21 protein-coding genes are annotated in these 17476 nt (G+C 56.6%); 9 read left to right on the top strand and 12 right to left on the bottom strand.

Annotated elements, in window-relative coordinates; genetic code table 11:
- Positions 1 to 18 precede the first annotated feature (18 nt).
- Positions 19 to 828: a glycosyltransferase family 2 protein gene (locus ACTG3T_RS13630; RefSeq protein ID WP_439102833.1), complete on the bottom strand. Its 810-nt coding sequence runs from the start codon at positions 826 to 828 to the stop codon at positions 19 to 21.
- Positions 828 to 1880, bottom strand: a complete 1053-nt coding sequence (locus tag ACTG3T_RS13625; protein ID WP_439102832.1) for a CDP-glycerol glycerophosphotransferase family protein — start codon at positions 1878 to 1880, stop codon at positions 828 to 830. The genes ACTG3T_RS13630 and ACTG3T_RS13625 overlap by 1 nt, the downstream gene beginning before the upstream one ends.
- Before the next feature lie 282 nt (positions 1881 to 2162).
- Between ACTG3T_RS13625 and ACTG3T_RS13620 the strand changes: the two genes are divergently transcribed.
- Positions 2163 to 3107, top strand: coding sequence for a patatin-like phospholipase family protein (locus ACTG3T_RS13620; protein ID WP_439102831.1), 945 nt, complete (start codon positions 2163 to 2165; stop codon positions 3105 to 3107).
- On the opposite strand, the gene ACTG3T_RS13615 is transcribed toward ACTG3T_RS13620, so the two are convergent.
- Complete coding sequence (locus ACTG3T_RS13615) at positions 3104 to 3520, bottom strand: YidB family protein (protein ID WP_439102830.1); 417 nt, start codon at positions 3518 to 3520, stop codon at positions 3104 to 3106. The genes ACTG3T_RS13620 and ACTG3T_RS13615 overlap by 4 nt on opposite strands.
- Positions 3521 to 3692: 172 nt before the next feature.
- Here ACTG3T_RS13615 and ACTG3T_RS13610 point away from each other — a divergent pair, with 172 nt between their 5' ends.
- The 5 genes from ACTG3T_RS13610 to ACTG3T_RS13590 are packed head-to-tail and all read left to right on the top strand — an operon-like array spanning position 3693 to position 8340.
- Positions 3693 to 5516: an alkyl sulfatase dimerization domain-containing protein gene (locus ACTG3T_RS13610; RefSeq protein ID WP_439102829.1), complete on the top strand. Its 1824-nt coding sequence runs from the start codon at positions 3693 to 3695 to the stop codon at positions 5514 to 5516.
- Between the two features lie 47 nt (positions 5517 to 5563).
- On the top strand, positions 5564 to 6892 hold the full coding sequence (locus ACTG3T_RS13605; RefSeq protein ID WP_439102828.1) for an MFS transporter: 1329 nt from the start codon (positions 5564 to 5566) through the stop codon (positions 6890 to 6892).
- Positions 6893 to 6930: 38 nt separating this feature from the next.
- Complete coding sequence (gene tam, locus ACTG3T_RS13600) at positions 6931 to 7719, top strand: trans-aconitate 2-methyltransferase (protein ID WP_439102827.1); 789 nt, start codon at positions 6931 to 6933, stop codon at positions 7717 to 7719.
- A gap of 19 nt (positions 7720 to 7738) precedes the next feature.
- Complete coding sequence (locus ACTG3T_RS13595; RefSeq protein WP_439102826.1) at positions 7739 to 7903, top strand: hypothetical protein; 165 nt, start codon at positions 7739 to 7741, stop codon at positions 7901 to 7903.
- The gene (locus tag ACTG3T_RS13590) at positions 7900 to 8340 is read left to right on the top strand and encodes an acyl-CoA thioesterase (protein WP_439102825.1); all 441 of its coding nucleotides are present in this window, start codon (positions 7900 to 7902) and stop codon (positions 8338 to 8340) included. The genes ACTG3T_RS13595 and ACTG3T_RS13590 overlap by 4 nt, the downstream gene beginning before the upstream one ends.
- A gap of 27 nt (positions 8341 to 8367) precedes the next feature.
- Here the strand turns inward: ACTG3T_RS13590 and ACTG3T_RS13585 are convergent, their stop codons facing one another.
- Positions 8368 to 8925: a DsrE family protein gene (locus ACTG3T_RS13585; RefSeq protein ID WP_439102824.1), complete on the bottom strand. Its 558-nt coding sequence runs from the start codon at positions 8923 to 8925 to the stop codon at positions 8368 to 8370.
- Positions 8926 to 9033: 108 nt separating this feature from the next.
- Here ACTG3T_RS13585 and ACTG3T_RS13580 point away from each other — a divergent pair, with 108 nt between their 5' ends.
- Together ACTG3T_RS13580 and ACTG3T_RS13575 are read left to right on the top strand one after the other, a co-directional pair.
- Complete coding sequence (locus ACTG3T_RS13580) at positions 9034 to 9972, top strand: alpha/beta hydrolase (RefSeq protein WP_439102823.1); 939 nt, start codon at positions 9034 to 9036, stop codon at positions 9970 to 9972.
- 19 nt (positions 9973 to 9991) lie between these two features.
- Positions 9992 to 10504: a hypothetical protein gene (locus ACTG3T_RS13575; protein WP_439102822.1), complete on the top strand. Its 513-nt coding sequence runs from the start codon at positions 9992 to 9994 to the stop codon at positions 10502 to 10504.
- 31 nt (positions 10505 to 10535) lie between these two features.
- Here the strand turns inward: ACTG3T_RS13575 and soxB are convergent, their stop codons facing one another.
- From soxB to soxC, 8 genes are all read right to left on the bottom strand, one after another.
- Positions 10536 to 12299, bottom strand: a complete 1764-nt coding sequence (soxB, locus tag ACTG3T_RS13570; RefSeq protein WP_439102821.1) for a thiosulfohydrolase SoxB — start codon at positions 12297 to 12299, stop codon at positions 10536 to 10538.
- 71 nt (positions 12300 to 12370) lie between these two features.
- A complete protein-coding gene (locus tag ACTG3T_RS13565; protein WP_439102820.1) occupies positions 12371 to 12682 on the bottom strand; it encodes a hypothetical protein in 312 nt (103 codons plus the stop codon).
- A gap of 25 nt (positions 12683 to 12707) precedes the next feature.
- Positions 12708 to 13544 carry a sulfur oxidation c-type cytochrome SoxA gene (gene soxA / locus ACTG3T_RS13560; protein WP_439102819.1) on the bottom strand — a complete coding sequence of 279 codons (837 nt, stop codon included), beginning with the start codon at positions 13542 to 13544 and terminating at the stop codon, positions 12708 to 12710.
- 19 nt (positions 13545 to 13563) lie between these two features.
- Complete coding sequence (soxZ, locus tag ACTG3T_RS13555; protein ID WP_439102818.1) at positions 13564 to 13875, bottom strand: thiosulfate oxidation carrier complex protein SoxZ; 312 nt, start codon at positions 13873 to 13875, stop codon at positions 13564 to 13566.
- Between the two features lie 24 nt (positions 13876 to 13899).
- On the bottom strand, positions 13900 to 14352 hold the full coding sequence (gene soxY / locus ACTG3T_RS13550) for a thiosulfate oxidation carrier protein SoxY (protein WP_439102817.1): 453 nt from the start codon (positions 14350 to 14352) through the stop codon (positions 13900 to 13902).
- A 25-nt stretch (positions 14353 to 14377) separates the two neighbouring features.
- Positions 14378 to 14755, bottom strand: coding sequence for a sulfur oxidation c-type cytochrome SoxX (gene soxX / locus ACTG3T_RS13545; RefSeq protein WP_439102816.1), 378 nt, complete (start codon positions 14753 to 14755; stop codon positions 14378 to 14380).
- 11 nt (positions 14756 to 14766) lie between these two features.
- On the bottom strand, positions 14767 to 15717 hold the full coding sequence (locus tag ACTG3T_RS13540; RefSeq protein ID WP_439102815.1) for a c-type cytochrome: 951 nt from the start codon (positions 15715 to 15717) through the stop codon (positions 14767 to 14769).
- Positions 15701 to 17011, bottom strand: coding sequence for a sulfite dehydrogenase (soxC, locus tag ACTG3T_RS13535; protein ID WP_439102814.1), 1311 nt, complete (start codon positions 17009 to 17011; stop codon positions 15701 to 15703). Before soxC ends, ACTG3T_RS13540 begins: the two co-directional genes overlap by 17 nt.
- Before the next feature lie 112 nt (positions 17012 to 17123).
- On the opposite strand from soxC, the gene ACTG3T_RS13530 reads away from it, so the two are divergent.
- Complete coding sequence (locus ACTG3T_RS13530; protein ID WP_439102813.1) at positions 17124 to 17429, top strand: ArsR/SmtB family transcription factor; 306 nt, start codon at positions 17124 to 17126, stop codon at positions 17427 to 17429.
- Positions 17430 to 17476: the final 47 nt, after the last annotated feature.

Genomic DNA, 17476 nt, shown 5'->3' with positions numbered 1-17476 from the left:
TCGGGCATCGCCAATATTTTACTGCTGTTCGTTTTTTGCCGCGCGCTTCTCCTCGCGGGTCAAAGTCCACAACCCCGCGTACTTGTTGAAGCTATTCTGCGCATAGTTGATGGCAACCAGAAAGCCCACAGGGCCATCGAGAAAGCCGCGGCGGACTATGTAGACGAGAAAAAACACCCACCACGACTTTAGCAGGGCGATAGTTAGAGAGTGACAGCGTCGGCCGCTGTCGAAATATTTTTGGCTACTAAGCCAACTGTAATTCACATTTTTTTCCAGGGAGTGGCCGTAATTGCGGCTCGTAAAGTGAAGCAACCTTCCGTTAGCCCTTACGATTGTCCCGGAGGCAGTGCGAAGTTCTTCGTGTACCTGCGCATCGGTGAAGCTGGCACCCGCTCTCCTCACCAGCCGCAGCGGCGCTCGAGCACTGCGCCCATGATCAAGGCGCTTGCCATACACAGTGACGCCCCAGGGCAATCGGGCGCCAACAACGTCGCGCTGCTCCTGCGCCAAAAACTCCGTGAGCCACTGCTGCATCTCCCTGTCCAGGGCTTCGTCGGCGTCAATACTCAGCACCCAGTCGCACCTGGCTTTGTCGAGAGCCCGCTGCTTTTGTCGACCGTAGCCCGGCCAGTCAGTGGAAAAGAATTTATCGGTGTAGCGCGCTACGATATCAAGCGTCTTGTCAGTGCTGCCGCTGTCCAGCACGATAATCTCGTCAGCCAGCTCCTTCGTTGACTCGAGGCAACGCTCGATCCGATCCTCTTCGTCTTTGGTTATGATAAGCACCGACAAGCTTTGCCGCGCAGGTGACTCCGTCTCAGCCATCACGGCCACCAGAACTTGAGTTTTCTACGCATTTTCAGCTCGCGAACCAGGTTCAGAGGCTTGCTTCGACGGACCTGCAAGCCCTCCTCAATAATCTGCTGTACTGCATCAACAATTCGTCCACTGGAGAGGCCGTCCCGGTAAGGATGGATCTGCCGGGCGTACTGCTCAATAGCTGCATCGCGCTGTGAATCTTCGGACAAGCCATTTTCAAGTGCCTGCTCTAGCTCCGCCGGGTCACTAATATTTATCAAATGCGGGCCCGGATTCTGATTCCGGAAAGCGACGACGGGTCTGTGCAGAAGCAGGAACATCATCAGGATCGAAGAGGTATCGCAAAGCATAATATCTGCGGCCTGCAGTAAGGGGATGACATTGTCGGTTTCAATGAATTGCAGGTTCTCATCAGAAATTTCGCGGTATTTGTTGATAGTCTCGACCGACATCTTCGGGTGGAACTGCACCAGCCAGCGAAATCTATCACGCGCCTTAAGTTCGCACACAGTGTCGTAGAGAGTTTCGGCACAGGAGTAACGGCGTGAGAACGTAGAACAGAACAGGACCGTTGGACGCGTATCGACGCTGTCGACATAGGGATTCCTTACCTGCGGCGTGAACAGGGCGTCGACCATGGGCCAGCCAGTTTCGACAACCTGGAAGTGGCCGTGCTCTTCTGCGAGCTGCTGGAACTGCTCTGTGTTGGACGGCCCATGGGTGCAGTACAGATCGAAACAGTCGCGGATGGCGAAATGCGCATCCCTACCCCGACCGTAGCTCTTCCCCGCCGCAAATCCATGAAAGACCTCAACCTTGAGTCCGGGGATAGCGCGGGGCACGGTGTCCCCCGGGACAAACACGACGTGCGGCTGCCACTGCCGGATCTTCGTTACTGATGACAGCGCTATCTCGCTGGCGCTCAGGTAGCCAGAATCGACTTCATCGCCAACGAAAAACCAGCGCACCTCGCCGCCACGACCCAGAATCTCGGCCTGCAGCGGGCGGAGAATCGCAAAGCAATAGTTCTGCTCCACATAAAACAATGCTCGTAACACTATGAATTCCCGGCAACCGTATCGGCTAGTCTGCGACGCGAATTTAACACTCAGACTCGTTAACTGGCCACATTTCCAGGTCGATCAACACGCTTTCTGTCATGAACGATGCGAAGTCTCGACCGGACCGAAGCTTTGATGGAGATACCCCGGTGTGCCATCACTGACGCTGTCGATGGCCTGCGGCCCGTGTACACCCTCTACCGTATCCACCTATTGATCACTTCACCGATGAAGAACTGAGAGTATAGTAATGCGGAGCAAAGCCAAGGTGTATCGGCAATGGCAGATATCTCCAATGGGCAAGGCAGCGATATGCAAAGCAGCGACAAGCAGAGCCACAATCGGCAGATCAGCGGGGACCGGAGTAGCAATGATCAGGAGCGTCCGGCGCACATTGTACCCGTGCTTGCGGGAGGCGGAGCGCGTTTGCCAGCACACATTGGTATTCTGGCGGCCCTTGAAGAGCTGGCGATTGAGTTCAGACAAATTGTCGGAGTATCGGGCGGCAGCATCGTCGCTGCCCTCCTCGCGGGCGGTTATGACCTCACTGCCATTCGACAGATATCTGATGACACCGACTTCTCCCGATTCCTGGGACAGAATTTCATTTCACTGTTGAGAACCGGTGGTCTCTCGAGCGGCGATCGTTTCGAAAGCTGGATGGACGAGAAAATGCAGGGGCGGCGATTTTCTGACCTGGATATGGATCTCAGCGTGGTGGCTACCGACGTGCGATCGGGCAAAGCGGTGATTTTTAATGCTGCCGTCACCCCCCGGATGCGGGTTTCCGAGGCGGTGCGCTATTCCATGTCCGTCCCGCTACTCTTCAGTTTTAAAACTCTGGGCGAGCAAGTGATGGCGGACGGGAGCATTCTGTCCGAGGAAGCGCTCCGCCGGGACTGGTCCGGGGCGGGAACACCGGTGGTGGTGTTCAAGCTTCGGGGTTCCGGGGCCTTGAACCTGAAAAGCCGCAAGCCTGTTATCCCCCTGAGCAACTATCTTGCGATGCTCATCCACACATTTATGACCACCCTGTCCCACGAATACATCAACGAGGCCTTCTGGTTATCGACCATCGTTGTAGAGACCGGCGACGTATCGCCGGTTGCGTTTACCCTGGGGCCGGAGCTTAAAGCGACGCTGTTTGAAGCGGGATACCGCAGCACGATGGACTTTCTGCCACCCAAACTTGCGCGAAGCGAAATTGAGTCAACCCGCTTTTAGCCAAAGAGCGACTTTGCGGCGCCCAGCAGTCCGCCGGCACCACCGGCCATATCCAGAAGGCTACCGCCGCTACTGGACTTATCCATCATCTGGGGTAAGACATCCGCCAGGCTACTGCTGGCGGTCTCGGCATCGGTTCCCAGTTTGCCCGCGAACTCCGCGAGCTTGTCACTGCCAAAAATCGAGGAGAGGCTCTCGGCAGAAATCGGCGAATTTTCGCCGTCCCCCAGCCAGGAACCGACAATAGCGCCGAGATCACCGCTGCTTGCCATCTTGCTGGCAATTCCCGCAAAGTCGATCTGGCCCTCGGCATTTGACAGTAAACCGCCCAAGGCCTCGCTCACTGCCCCGGGATCCAAATCCATACCCAGTTTTTCAGACAGCATTGATGCACCTAATTCCATAATATCCATGGCTATTCTCCAGCTGTTATCGTTGACCTGTAAAAGTGAAAGTTAAAAAAAGTATAGCTCGCGTTTGAGACTTTCACGCGACAAACTTCAGACCTCGCCTTGGGTCTCATAAACGGACAGGGAACGCCAAGGCGGATAATTCCAATAACAGCGCGAACCAGAGGCACCTTCTATGACATTTCCAAAGCTGACCACCAGCTTCCTGCTGGCTTTTTCCCTCTTGCTGACGGGCTGTACAAAGGAAAAGGATCCGATGGATATCGCTGTTACGGTCAATGGCGGCCAAAACCCCTACGCGGTGCCCTTCAGCTCACCGGACTATCTGAAAGCGCACGCTCGATACCTTGAAGAGGAACTCTTTCAGATTGGGGATACACCGGTTTGGGACTACAACACGCCCAACCGGGGCTTCGGTAACGTCATCATGATTGAAGGCGACGACGGTCTCATCATTGTTGATACCACCACGGCCACAGCCCACGCTTCCGTGGCGGAAAAGGCTTTTCGCGAAATTTCTGACAAGCCCGTCAAGGCCGTGATCTACACCCATCATCACGCTGACCATATCAGCGGCGCCGGCGCTTTTATCAATGGTGAAGATGCCGAATCCGGCGAGGTGCAGGTCATCGCCGCCGAAAATTTTCTCCGGGAACTTGAAGACGAAAACCAGGTAACAGCGCCGATTATGGGTGTCCGCGCCCTTTACATGTACGGACAGCTTCTCGACCCGGTCACTGACGGGCGGGATTATCATATTTCCTGCTGCGGCTACACACTCGGTAGCGAGCTCAGTTCCTACATCCCACCCAACCGTTTTATCCATGGCAGCGAAGCGCTGACCATCGCGGGTATTCGCATGGAGCTTTTTCAAACCGGTGGCGAGTCCGCCAGCCATCTTGCGGTTTGGCTGCCGGACTATAAGGTCATGCTCACGGGGGATGAAATCCAGGGACCCAATTACCCCAACCTGCATTCCCTGCGCGGCACCAAACCCCGGGACGCGATCAAATGGGTTGGCGCCATCGACCGCATGCGAGCCTATGACGCCCTGCATCTCGTGCCCAGTCACGGTCAACCCGTGGCGGGACGGGAGGAAATTCAGGGCGTGCTGACGATCTATCGGGACGCCATACAGTACACCCATGATCAGTCCCTGCGACTGATCAACAAGGGCTATACACCCGACGACCTGGCCAATGCCATTGCTCTTCCATCGTCTATGGATCGCGACCCCTGGACCCGGGAGATGTACGGCACGGTGAAGCACAATGTTCGTGAGTTCTATGTCGCCTACATTAGCTGGTGGAATGGCGATCCCGCTGAACTGGACCCCCTCCCGCGCCTGGAAAAAGCCCGGCGGCTGGTGGAGCTAATGGGAGGTCGCGATCGCGTGCTCGCCGAAGCCGAGGCAGCCTTCGAGGCAAAGGATGACCAGTGGGCCGCCGAACTCACTGCCTACCTCGTGCGTATCGATCGCGAAGACATGCAGGCCCGCTATCTCAAAGCCGCCGCCCTGCGACGTATTGGCTACAACACAGCCAATACCAACTGGCGGGGGTTTTATCTCACATCGGCTCGCGAGCTTGAGGGCTCGGTGGTCCCCAGGAACGTGCTTATTGGCATGCAGAAGAAGCGCTTTGACCCGACTCAGCTGGATACGGGACAGCTTCTCAACCTGCTGCGCTTCCGTGTTGATGCCGAGACCGCTGACGGAAAAACCGTAAGCGTGGCTTACCAACTGACGGATACCGATGAGGCCTACACCCTGCACCTCCGCAACAGCATCCTCGATATTCAGCCGGTGCTGGCGGCCGATGCAGACGTGACCCTGCGACTGGATCGAGCGCTCCTTGATCAACTGTTCCTCGGTGAAATCAGCTACGCCGACGCAATCGGTGAAGATCTGTTGGAGGTGGAGGGCTCAAAGCTCAAACTACGCAGCTTTGGCCAGGCCTTTGATCGCGATCCCGGACACCCCTATCTGAGTCTGCGTTAACGTCCAATTCTCTGTGGGTGCGTATAACTCGCATGGAAAATACAAACATGCGGGACGCTAGCGAGAGCGAAACTCCAACGTTCGCGGTCCTCTTCGCTTACGGCTCCCTGGCTTTCCCCCTCGCCGGCGCGTTTATCGCGCTGCAGGTGATTGTCCCAACCTACTACGCACAGTCTCTGGGATTAAGCCTGTCGGCCGTGGGCGGGATTCTTCTCGCGGCAAGACTGTGGGACCTGATTACCGATCCCGTGGTGGGTTATCTCTCGGATCGCACTCCGGCAGCCTGGGGACGGCGTAAAGCCTGGGTAGTCGGTAGCGCGCCCCTGATCGCAATAGCCGTCTGGATACTTTTCAATCCACCCGAGGGCGCTGGAAACAATTTTCTGTTGCTGGCTACGCTCGCGATCTACGTAGCAGGCACCATGAGCATCGTGCCCATGAATGCCTGGGGTGCAGAACTCAGTGCGTCCTATCACCAGCGCAGCCGCATCTCCGGTGCCCGGGTGGTGTTCGGTCTGACGGGCACCCTTGCTGCGCTACTGCTGGTGGATAACAGCGACAACAGCGCGCTCGCGGATTCACTCTTTGCGATAACCCTGCTGACCATTGCGGGACTTGTGATCAGCACACCCCTCGCCGCTACAGTGGTCCCTGATCGCTCCATCGTGGATAGCCAGAGCAGCACCCTGCGAGAGGCCATGGACCTCTTGGGACGCCCCTCGCCTTTCCGTCGTTTGCTCATTGCCTTTCTGCTCAACGGGCTGGGCAACGCTATCCCCGCTACCCTGTTTTTGCTCTACGTCACTCACGTGCTGGAAAAGCCCGGTATCGCAGGCCCCATGCTCTTTGGCTACTTTGTCTGCAGTGCTTTATCGGTGCCGGTCTGGGTCGCCATTTCCAAACGCTGGGGCAAACACCAAAGTTGGTGTGTTGCCGTGCTTGGCTCCTGTGTGTTCTTTGCCCTGGCACCGTTTCTGGGCAGCGGTGACGTGGCGCTCTACACCATGATTGTGGTGGGCACGGGGCTCATGATCGGCGCTGACCTTGCACTCCCCACGGCAATCAACGGGGATCTAATTGAATGGGATGCGCTGGAGAATAACCGGCGGCGACCGGGTCTGTTCTTTGCGCTCTGGGGCACCGCATCCAAGCTGGCTTTCGCCTTGGCGGTAGGTCTGATCTTCCCTGCACTGGAGTGGGCGGGTTTTGATGCCACCATCGACAACTCTGCCGAGAACGTTCGTCTGCTGGCGGTGCTGTATGCCGTGCCCAGCATCATCTTTAAGCTGACTTCCGTTGCCATGATGTGGCGTTTTCCCATAGACGAGGCTGAGCACCGGCGCATTCGCGCAGCACTGGACGCCCGAGGTATCTAAGGGCAGGCTTGTAAAACCCAGTATCATGAGTCCACGCCGTGAGCGATTGGAATGCAGCGCACTACGACAATTTTGCCGACCAACGGCAGCAGGCAGTAACAGACCTGATCACTGCTCTGCCGGGTGCCAACCCGACAACAATCGCCGACCTCGGCTGTGGATCGGGACTGTCCACATCACTGCTGGCAGAACGCTGGGCTGACGCTGCCATACACGGTATCGACCAGTCCCCCGCCATGCTTGCCCGCGCGAAGCACCGGGTGCCTAAAGCACGCTTCAGCGAGGGAGACATCGCCCGTTTCGCACCCGCCCAAGCCTCGGATATGTTATTCGCCAACGCCAGTCTTCACTGGCTGCCGGAACACCGTGCATTGCTCCCGCGTCTCATGGCGACGCTGGCCCCGGGAGGAGTGTTAGCACTACAAATGCCCAATAACCTGGAGGAACCGAGCCATCGCCTGATGAGAGACGTCGCGGAATCTCCTGACTACGCAGGGCATCTTGAGGATTTCTCCTCGAGCCGCGGCGCGCTGCTGTCCCCTCGGGAATACTACGAATGCCTTTCACCGCTGTGTGAGTCCCTGCGTATCTGGGAGACGCACTATCACCATCCGCTCTCCGGTCCCGAGGAAATTGTGGCCTGGTTTAAGACCACGGGGCTCAAGCCCTTTCTGGATATGCTTCCTGCCTCCAAACAGAACGCTTTTGAGGCGGACTATCTTGAACGCATTAGCATGGCTTACCCCAGGCTGTCTGATGGGAGTGTGATGCTGCGATTACCCCGGCTCTTTATTATCGCCAAAAAGGGAATGGGACAGGGCTTTTGAACGCCGCATGTGCAAAATCATGGACGCCGTGGAACACTACACCGAGCAGGAGGTTCTGGAGGCCCGGGACAGCATTGCCGCGGGGCAGGACCAGCTTCGCGAGGAACTGGGCGAGGAACTGGAATCAATTAGCCGGCAGATCAGCCGCCTGCAGGAATTAGCCCAGCAACTGAAAAAGGAATGACCGTGCACACTGGTGACAAGAATAGCTACAAAGAGATCATGCGAGTCCGCTTTCGGGATACGGACGCCCAGGGACATATGTTTTTTGCCAACTACCTGGTGTTTGCTGACGAGGTCGCGGGCAACTACATGCATAAGCTGGGTTTTGACTGGAGCGACACCAGCAAACTCCCCTCCTATGTTTTTACCGTGAACGCCAGCTGCGACTACATCCATGAGTGCCATGCGGGCGATGAAGTGGAAGTAGAGGTTGGCTACGAGAGGCTGGGCAACACGAGCGCGACCCTGGGCTTTGCCATGCACCGGGTAAGCGACGGTGAAGCGCTGGCCAAGGGGAGCTTCATTCAGGTCTTTGTGGATCGCGACAGCCGCAAACCTACCCCGGTACCGGACTCCGTCCGCGAGATCTTAAACGCAGCCCCCGACAAACAGCCCTGAACAGCACGGGGGAGCCCGTGCTTATTCCTAAAAGGGAACGAGCGTGTAGCCTTCCTGCTGCAGACGCACATGAGCCGTCATCGCGGAAAGGGACATGGTCACCGTGGGACTGAACTCCTCCGGCGCCATACCACGGAAGGCGGCTGTCTGACTGCACAGGTAAATGGGCACGTTCGCCGCATGCAGTTCCTCAAGCAATGGCGTGTTGGGGTTTGCTTCGTTGTAGCGCTCTTCATAGGCCTCGTCAGTCAGCAGATCCTTCGCCGCCTTACCGTGAACGATGAGCGCAAATTCGATGTTCTCCGCGGGTATGCCATTGCGGGCGTGCATGTTCAAAAATCGGGCTGCTGATGTCAGGTGCCGATTCTGGTCACCGGGAAAATCCGGTGTGGTGTACATGTCCATGGACACTTTGTAGTGCACATCCGGGTCAAGATTAAAGGAGCCTGCGGGTGGCGCCATCACCGGCCCAAAGTTGGGCACGACCGGGCCAAGAGTCGGCTCTGCTGCCCATGAATTACCGGCGGTCATCGCCCCAGATACGAGGACGGGCAAAATAATGGCATTGCGTAAAAAAGATCGCATCAAAAGCTCCTGATTCAACGGTAAAAAGTGCCGTATTGTCGCAGCTGGTATTCAACACCGCGCAGTACGTACAATGTCTTTCGAAAAAGAGTATCGGCGATGTTTCCCATGAAAACCAGTACTTGCCAGACCGTTTTTAATCGGCTTTTTACGCGCCTTTTTACGCGCCTCCTCACGCTCACTTTTCTTTGCTTCGGGGCCACAACGATCGTAGCAGAAGAGGTCCAGCTCGATGATCAGGAACCGGTGCTGTCAGGACGGCTCCTGCGCAGTGATAGCTGGCCCGGTGGTGACGTCGCGCTTCTTCTGCACGGAACGCTTTCCCACAGAGATACCGAGATCATCCAGGCCCTGGAGATACTCCTGGGCGATGAGGGCGTAAGCACCCTGGCGATAAATCTCAGCCTCGGCATCGATAACCGCGCCGGAGCCTTTGCCTGCGACAGTGTGCACCGACACCGTGAAGACGATGCGAGCACAGAACTGGCACGCTGGTCCCGCTGGCTGGCGGGACAGGGTGTAGAGAAGATTACGGCTGTTGGCCACTCCCGGGGCGCCAATCAACTGGCGCGGTACGCAAAGGATGGTGCCGACCCAAACATCACCCGGCTGGTGCTCATCGCACCACCACAATGGTCCTGGGACGCCACTCGAACCAGTTACGAAACCCGTCATAACAGCTCCCTTGAGGAGGTTCTCGCCGAGGCAGAGACACGGGTGGCGGCGGGGGAAGGTGATACCCCCATGCCCGGGAAGGTAGGTTTGCTGTATTGCGACAACACGCGTGCTACTGCGGCCAGCTTTGTGTCCTATTATCGCAGGGACCCCCTACGCGATACCCCGACAGTCCTTGCCCGCTTATCCCTACCGGTACTTGTCGTGGCAGGCAGTGATGACCAGATTGCCTCGGGGCTTCCTATAGCTATGGCAGAACGGGCTCCGACAGTGACCGTCGAAGAAATAGAGGGCGCGGATCATTTTTTTCGCGATCTTTATGCCGACGAGCTTGTGGAGATCGCGATAGACTTTATGCACAGCGACCAATGATCAAATCCCAGGAATCAGCATGATGAACCCCCGCAGACCCGGCAAAGGGCTGACCCCGATAACAGCGCTGATTGTATTCTGTGCTTTGCTGCTCTTTGGAAGTCCTGGCGGGGCCCAGTCACTGCCCAAGCCGCAGATAGTCGGATCGTCCTGGATTTATAAAACAGAAGGGCTTTATCACAACGTTCGTGACGACCTGGTGCTGGCAATCCAGGGGGAGGGGCTGGTGATTTCCTACACGGCGCACCTGGCGAGCATGCTCCAACGCACTGCCGATGCCACGGGCGCCCAAAAGCAGGTGTATGAAAATGCCGAGTCACTGCTGTTTTGCAGTGCAGAGCTCACCTATGAGCTCACCCTGAGCAATCCCCATAACATCACCCTCTGCCCCTACAGCATCTCTATTTATACACTCAGTGCCGATCCGGACACCGTACATTTGAGCATTCGTGCGCCGGAACTGGAGCAGCCCGACTATGCTGCCGTGCACCAGCTTCTGGAGCAGATCATTGCCGCAACCCTTAGCTGGTGACACCGTTTTTCAGGCCTTCGACGAAGGTGTTTCAGCTTAGGGTGCCACTGTAGTCCGCTATCCCGGGGTTTCCGCCGACGTTCACAAGCGTGGGGGATTCAAGACGGTCAATACGCACGGACTTTTGCGCTCGCAGGTGGCGCGCCACCACTTCCCAAACCGGATCACCGGTGGATTGAGAGCCCACTGTCGCCCAGCCAGCGACCTTGTAAGACCCGCTATCCTGCATCCGCTTGCCGTTGGCCAGTGTCATGTCTGACACACGGGACCCCATGGCAGCTTTAGGGTCGAGACGGTAGTTAAAGCCGCCGGTGCGCACCATATCTCCCCCCTGCTGATAATAGGGGTCGGCATTGAAGAGATTATCAGCAACGCTTTCGAGAATATTCCGAAGCTCCGCGCCAGTCATCTCGCGCACATAGGTTTCGGGATACGTCATGCAGGTTTGATCAAGGAGGCGGTCCATGGTGATCGCTTCACCGGGCATCACCGTGGTTCCCCAGCGAAACCCGGGGGACAGGGCTATTTGCGCATCGAGCTCCTGACGCATGGCATCCACTATGAGCTGATCAAAGCTGCCGTTGAAGTTTCCCCGTCGGTACAGCAGGGAGTCGGCAACAGCCAGCTCCTCTTCCAGTACTTCCCGGTGGGGGGCGCGCACGGCATCAATATGTGCCTGCATCGCGGTGTTGGGTGCCAGTAACTCTGAAAACACCGGAAGTAGTTTATAGCGGTAACCGCTGACACCGTCTTTGCCAAACTCCAGGTCCAGCACGGCGACAAACTTCCCGTTGCTTCCCGCATTGGTCACGACGGTTTTACCACCGCTGTTTTCTACCTCGATGGGGCGTGGCATACCATCATGGGTGTGCCCGCCAAGAATGAAGTCGATGCCCGTCACCCGACTTGCAAGCTTGAGATCCACATCCATGCCGTTGTGGGAGAGCAAAACCACCGCGTCGGGTTTTTCCGATCTACGAATACTCTCCACAAGCTGGCTCAGCTCTTCATCACGTATACCGAAGGTCCAGTTGGGTATGAAGCGTTTCGGATTTGCGATGGGCGTGTAGGGAAAGGCCTGGCCAATCACCGCAACGCGATGACCATTCAGCTCACGCATGGTGTAAGGCTTAAACACATGACCGGTATCTTCATCATAGACAGGTACGCCGTCGAAGAGGGCGTCCTCTGTGGCATAGGTATTGTGCGCCAGGAATTCACCATTGAATGCTTCGATATTTTCGAGAATTTCTTCCTCCCGGTAAGTAAACTCCCAATGTCCTGTCATGATATCTACGCCGAGGATGTTGGTGGCCTCCACCATGTCTCGCCCGCGGGTCCACAACGCAGTGCCCGAGCCCTGCCAGGTATCGCCACCGTCAAGGAGCAGGCTACCGCCATCGGCGACTTCTCCACGCAATTGATCCACCAGGGTTTTGAGGTGGGCAAAGCCCCCTACCCGTCCGAACTTCTCCGCCGCTTGCACGAAATCCAGATAGGTAAATGCATGGGCATCCCGGGCCGAGATATCTCCCAGTTCTTTCAGCAGATTGCGGCCAACCACATGCGGCCAGCGGCCAAAAGCTTCCCCCAGGCCGATGTTCACATTGGGTTCACGGAAGTAAATGGGATTTAACTGCGCGTGGCAGTCGGTCATATGCAGAAGGCGGGCACTACCGAAACTCTCAAGATTGTAAAGGGCGCGGGCGCTGGCCTGCGCGCTGCCGAAATAGGCGCCGGTTCCTGCAACAGCGGCGCCCTGGAGCAATAACTGGATAAACTCTCGTCGATTCAAGGGCGACTCCTCAAAGAGTGAGTGAACGGCACAGCAATCTGTCGCCGATCAAAGGACGGACTCTAGTTGCCTTAGCGGCCCACCACGCGTGTCTGCCAGACGGATTTCTCTGTCTCGGCCTGCTTAAGTGACTGCTCCGCAACGAGCAGCGCGCGGTCTGCAAGGGACTGCGCCTTCTCACTATCCCCGGCTTCCATCGCCGCTCTTGCCTCTTCCATCAGAGGCTCCGTCACTGCCCAGCCGTGCTCCTGCGCCAGGGCCTGCTGATGTAATTCACTCGCCCGGGCAAGCGTCTCCGCCGGATCACCTAAAGCGACGAGAGGACTCAGCGCAAGGGACAGCAACAAGCTCTGTCCCATCACAAAAGGTATTATTTTTTTCATAAACGCCTCTTTGCTGCGTAGCGCATCACTTGCGTGACGCCGGCCCATTGAGCGCCATGCCGTTGCTCATATAGGTCAAGAAATATTCCAGGTTTCGGTAGGACTCGCTTTGAGCTTCCAGAGGCACGGCACGCACCTGCGAGTTGCACTCAATAAATCGCTTGTGCAGAGGGCCCACTTCTTTCCATTTCAGACGATACACCGGCCAGTGTGTCGTGTGCCCCAGGGCCGCACTCAAACGCTCAGCGCGAAGGGCATTCCCCGCCATGGACACGTGACAGCTGCTACATGCGAAATTAAGCTGCCCCCGACGGGTGTAGAAGAACTCCTTTCCGTCGTTGTAGGCCGCCTGTGCCCGGGGGTCATCGGGGACTTCAACCGCAATGGTCTCGTCACGGGATTCATAAGCAATAAACGCCATTAGGGAGCTCATCTCAGCCCCAAGGTAGTCCCAGGGCTCATCACCCGCGGCGGTGCGACAGCCGTTGATCCGCTGCTCCAGAGTTTCTACCTGGCCACTCTCGGGGTCAAAGCGCGGGAAATGCTGCTTGACCACCGGCGCGCCATCACCCAGACAATCCTCATAACTACTGCCGTCGGCCAACGGCGAGTCGTAAAGCTCGGCGCCATCATCTATCGCAATTTCATAGGGCGGAAAATCTTCCATCTCCAGCCACTGGTCACGCTTATCTGCATCCAGCGCGTAAGCACCGTCCCCGTGAGCATCGAGCGCCACATCGGGAAACCGCTGCTCGTAAAATGCACGAAGCGCGGCGCGATCCTCTTCCGGGCCCGCCATCGCTGAAGCCCCGATCACAAGAAGTAACGCTGTATAAACACCCTGCCTCAAAGTAGGTAGCATGGAGAGAGTCCTCGCTGTATTACAGAGTGATATCACCAGAGGAAGTATTCCCAAGGTTATCTTTCCAGCTCACCTCAATCACATCCCCTTCCTTGGCGTCAGCTACCACAAAACCGAAGTAAGGATCCTTGGAAACAGAAGCCCCCCAGTCAGCGGAAATAAACACTTCGCCGTTTTTGGTACAGGTCACCGTCTCGATGAAATGTGCAGGGATTTTGTTGCCATCCAGGTCTTTGCGTACACCGGTTTCCATGGGGTGCGGCATGAGGCACTTAACTGAAGCCTTGTCACCGCGAAGGCGACCGCGAATCTTGATTGGTTTTACGTCCATGTTGCTTCTCCGTTCTGTGCTTGTTTAGCCGCCACAACCGCCAAGGGTTACCTTGACGTTCTTGGTTGCCACGTAAAGTGCATCAGCAGTTTCGATGACTGCGCGCACATCGGAGCTCTCGCCCATCTTGATTCGAGTTTTGAACTCTGGCACCGCTCCGGGCATAAAATGAAAACGCGCCGAAAGGGGGTTGGGATTGGCGTCGACCAGCAGGGCAATGGATTTAACCCCTTCCATGTCTGTGCTCACGGTTACCGGGACAATGGACCCATCCTCCGCAATATCGGGCACCTTAAACTCGAAGCCGTCGGTCTCTGTCACGGGCTTGTCACCAAAGAGCGATGTGATTGCCGCGTCGGATTTAACAGCCTGAAACGCTTCTCTGCTACGCGCAAAGGCCTGTAACGGTAGGGTTGCAAGCGCTGCGAAGGCCACTATGGCCTGACCGAAACGCCGTCTTGTTAATGTTCCCTGCATGGGATACTCCTGTGTTTTCTTTTATTTAAAGTGAGTGAATGTAGTCGGTCACGAGCTCCAGCTCGCGCTCGGTAAGAATCCCGTGGGCACCGTAAGGCGGCATCACCGTATTGGGGTTTCTAATACGCGGGTCAGCAATCTGGGCTTTGAGCACTTCCCGTTCCGGGAACCGCAGCTGCATCTGCATCAGCGGCGGACCGCCGTTGCCGGTCATCTCCGCGCCCTCAGCCATATGGCAGGAGTAGCAGTTGCCGCGATTGCGATCAGCTGCAATTTCTCTTCCCTCGGCAATGGCCGCACTGTCGGCGGCATGAGCAGTGACGCTCCCCAAAGTCGCCATGGATCCCAGGAGCAGTAAAGCGGCGGACAAGCGGTGCGCGCCAGATAATTGTCGGGTAGACATAAACCCCCTCCTCATTGACTCTGCTCCACAATATAGTCCACAGCCAGGTTGACTTCATCGTCAGGAAGATTCACAAAGCCCCCTTTGGGCGGCATGATTCCTTCTTCGCCGGTGTAGCCCTCAATGGCGTGGCGATACAGGACATCGACGCCCTGTCCGATGCGTTGCGCCCAGGCATCGGTATCACCAAGCATGGGGGCACCGCCAATACCTTCGGCGTGGCACAGTGCACAGTGACGCTCGTAAATACCGCCACCAGTGACCGTGGTAACGAGGCCATCGTCCTGCGCCTCTACCTCACTATAAAGTGCATCGGGGCCTCCTTCGGGTATATACGCTGCGGCCTCTGACACCACCTCCACGTTGGCGGGATCCTTACAACGCTTCATACAGCGTTTATTACGCGTATCGGGACGCTGATCGGGAATAAAGTTGTCCTCGTTAGGCAGGTGAACATCGGAGAGGTTGTCCTGCGTCAGAACAAAGTCATAGTCAACAATATCATTGAGATGAAGCACGTAAGCGGTGATCGCATAAACCTCGTCGTCACTCAATGACTCGGGCTGCGTAAACGGCATAGCCCGATGAATATAGTCCCAAAGGGTACTGGTATAGCGCCAGTAACTGCCAACCGTCTTCTTGGGCCTCGGATCTGTAAGACTGCCTTCGCCTCCCGCAAGGGCAGGATACCCTCCCACGCTCTCTCCGAAAGAGCCATGGCAAAGGGCGCATTTTTCTTCGTAAAGCCACTCGCCATCCTCCACGGAACCCTCACCCGGGGGCAAACCCTTTCCGTCGGCACGTACGTCAATATCCCAGCCAGCGATCTGCTCCGCCGTGGCGGGACTTCCGTAGCCAAACCGCTCATCATCAGCAGCTAGCGTTGAGCCCGTGACAAACAGGCAAGTGACACTGGCCGCAGTGACAACGATCGCACGGCATTCATTAAGCAAGTTGCGCATTGACGACACTCCCATCACCGTTGAGCTTCCAGGTATGGATTGCATTTTTGTGATAAATCGATGATGACCCCCGCGCATCGCGCAGTTGCCGGTAGGTGGGCTGCACGTAACCGGTTTCATCGACAGCGCGACTTTGTAGCAGCGCCGGATTGCCATTCCAGTCCCATTCCACGCCGAAACGGGTCAGTGCGCGAGGCTCTACAACACTGGTAAAGCGCGCTTCCCGCCAGCTCACCCCGCCGTCAAAGGACACGTCCACATGCTTGATGCGTCCTCTGCCGGACCAGGCCAGGCCCTCCACCCACATCTTGCCGGGTTTTGTTAGTGGCTTTTCAGGGCAGGGGTTGGTCAGTACCGAGTTGGCTTCCTGCACAAAAGTGAATTCTCTCGCTTTACCACTGGGCAGCAAATCGGTGTACTTGGAAGTCTCTTCACGGTGATACCAGGGCTGGTCACCGATCTCCAGACGACGGAGCCACTTCACACAGGTGTTACCTTCCCACCCGGGGTTGATCAGCCGGACCGGATAACCCTGCTCCGGGCGCAGCGCCTCGCCATTCTGCGCGTAGACAATGAGGGCATCGTCCATGGCTTTCTCCATGGGGATGCTGCGACTCATGTGAGAACCATCACTCCCTTCGGCCAGAATCCACTTCGCACCCTTTTGCACACCACACTCTTGCAAAAGCGTCGACAGCAGAACCCCTGTCCACTCACAGCAGGACAGCATGCCGTGGGAAAACTGTAATCGGTCCATCTGCGCAGCGCGCCACTCCATACCACCGTTAGCAGGACATTCAAGAAAGCGAATCATGCTCACCGATGGAAAGCGCATGAGGTCTTCCATGCTGAAGACCAGAGGACGATCCACCATGCCGTGAATCATCAAACGGTGCTGATTGGGATCAACGTCGGGTAAACCGGCATGGTATCGCTCAAACACCACGCCGCTGGGTGTGATGATCCCTTTAAGGTCAGCCAAAGGGGTAAAACTGACTGACGCGATCTTATCCGCTGTCAGCCACTCCACTGTGCGTCGCTGCACGTTTGACTCGTGGGGCGACGGCATTCCGTAGGGGTTGGTGTTCACCGCAGAACCAAGACTGCGAGTCCAGGAGGGTATGCCCGGGGGCATTGCCTCCGATAGCGCGCCCGAAGCTGCGCTTGTCAGCCCTGCTCCGCCGAGAAGTGCGAGGCCGTTTTTTAGAAAATTTCGCCGCTCAGTCCCTCTAAGCTTTTCACCGGACTCGGCGACGGCGCGGACCCACTGGTCCAGCTGCTGCTGTTTTTGCATTTTGGCTACCTTTTTTATATTAGTTGCTGCGAGCCAGTCGGTAGTAGACTCATCAGCATCCCCACATTCGTTAATATATTATAAATTTCTCATATAACAAACCCGGAAAATTATGGATCTTGAAAAAATGCACAGCTCAGCCTCCGATGTCAGCGATCTGCTGAAGCTTCTGGGGCATCCGGACAGGCTGATGGTTCTCTGCCAGTTAAAGTTCGGGGAGCAGTCCGTAGGCGAGTTATCGCGCAATTTGGGCGTCAAACAATCACCCCTTTCCCAGCACCTGGCGCGCATGCGTCATGAGGGCGTGGTCGCCAGCCGACGAGACGCACAAACGATGTACTACTCCATTACGGACCAGAAAATAGCGCAAGTCGTGGGGGTTCTTTACGACCTTTATTGCACTGACGATGAAGGCTAAGCCTCGTCACCATCGATAAAAAAATATGCTCCTCAAACAGGCTTGCC

This window comes from Congregibacter sp. (assembly GCF_965660375.1).
Lineage (GTDB): Bacteria > Pseudomonadota > Gammaproteobacteria > Pseudomonadales > Halieaceae > Congregibacter.
Note: the sequence above shows the minus strand (reverse complement) of the source record. Positions and strands in the feature narration are given on the sequence as shown.

Excerpts from the sequence above, each read along its gene's own strand:
- ACTG3T_RS13590 (WP_439102825.1), top strand. The coding sequence starts at position 7,900 with ATGACCGTGCACACTGGTGACAAGAATAGCTACAAAGAGATCATGCGA.
- soxZ (WP_439102818.1), bottom strand. The coding sequence starts at position 13,875 with ATGGACGTAAAACCAATCAAGATTCGCGGTCGCCTTCGCGGTGACAAG.
- ACTG3T_RS13630 (WP_439102833.1), bottom strand. The coding sequence starts at position 828 with ATGGCTGAGACGGAGTCACCTGCGCGGCAAAGCTTGTCGGTGCTTATC.
- ACTG3T_RS13575 (WP_439102822.1), top strand. The coding sequence starts at position 9,992 with ATGATGAACCCCCGCAGACCCGGCAAAGGGCTGACCCCGATAACAGCG.
- soxX (WP_439102816.1), bottom strand. The coding sequence starts at position 14,755 with ATGTCTACCCGACAATTATCTGGCGCGCACCGCTTGTCCGCCGCTTTA.
- soxA (WP_439102819.1), bottom strand. The coding sequence starts at position 13,544 with ATGCTACCTACTTTGAGGCAGGGTGTTTATACAGCGTTACTTCTTGTG.
- ACTG3T_RS13615 (WP_439102830.1), bottom strand. The coding sequence starts at position 3,520 with ATGGATATTATGGAATTAGGTGCATCAATGCTGTCTGAAAAACTGGGT.
- ACTG3T_RS13585 (WP_439102824.1), bottom strand. The coding sequence starts at position 8,925 with ATGCGATCTTTTTTACGCAATGCCATTATTTTGCCCGTCCTCGTATCT.
- ACTG3T_RS13605 (WP_439102828.1), top strand. The coding sequence starts at position 5,564 with ATGCGGGACGCTAGCGAGAGCGAAACTCCAACGTTCGCGGTCCTCTTC.
- ACTG3T_RS13565 (WP_439102820.1), bottom strand. The coding sequence starts at position 12,682 with ATGAAAAAAATAATACCTTTTGTGATGGGACAGAGCTTGTTGCTGTCC.
- ACTG3T_RS13540 (WP_439102815.1), bottom strand. The coding sequence starts at position 15,717 with ATGCGCAACTTGCTTAATGAATGCCGTGCGATCGTTGTCACTGCGGCC.
- ACTG3T_RS13530 (WP_439102813.1), top strand. The coding sequence starts at position 17,124 with ATGGATCTTGAAAAAATGCACAGCTCAGCCTCCGATGTCAGCGATCTG.
- soxC (WP_439102814.1), bottom strand. The coding sequence starts at position 17,011 with ATGCAAAAACAGCAGCAGCTGGACCAGTGGGTCCGCGCCGTCGCCGAG.
- ACTG3T_RS13580 (WP_439102823.1), top strand. The coding sequence starts at position 9,034 with ATGAAAACCAGTACTTGCCAGACCGTTTTTAATCGGCTTTTTACGCGC.
- ACTG3T_RS13595 (WP_439102826.1), top strand. The coding sequence starts at position 7,739 with ATGGACGCCGTGGAACACTACACCGAGCAGGAGGTTCTGGAGGCCCGG.
- ACTG3T_RS13610 (WP_439102829.1), top strand. The coding sequence starts at position 3,693 with ATGACATTTCCAAAGCTGACCACCAGCTTCCTGCTGGCTTTTTCCCTC.
- ACTG3T_RS13620 (WP_439102831.1), top strand. The coding sequence starts at position 2,163 with ATGGCAGATATCTCCAATGGGCAAGGCAGCGATATGCAAAGCAGCGAC.
- soxY (WP_439102817.1), bottom strand. The coding sequence starts at position 14,352 with ATGCAGGGAACATTAACAAGACGGCGTTTCGGTCAGGCCATAGTGGCC.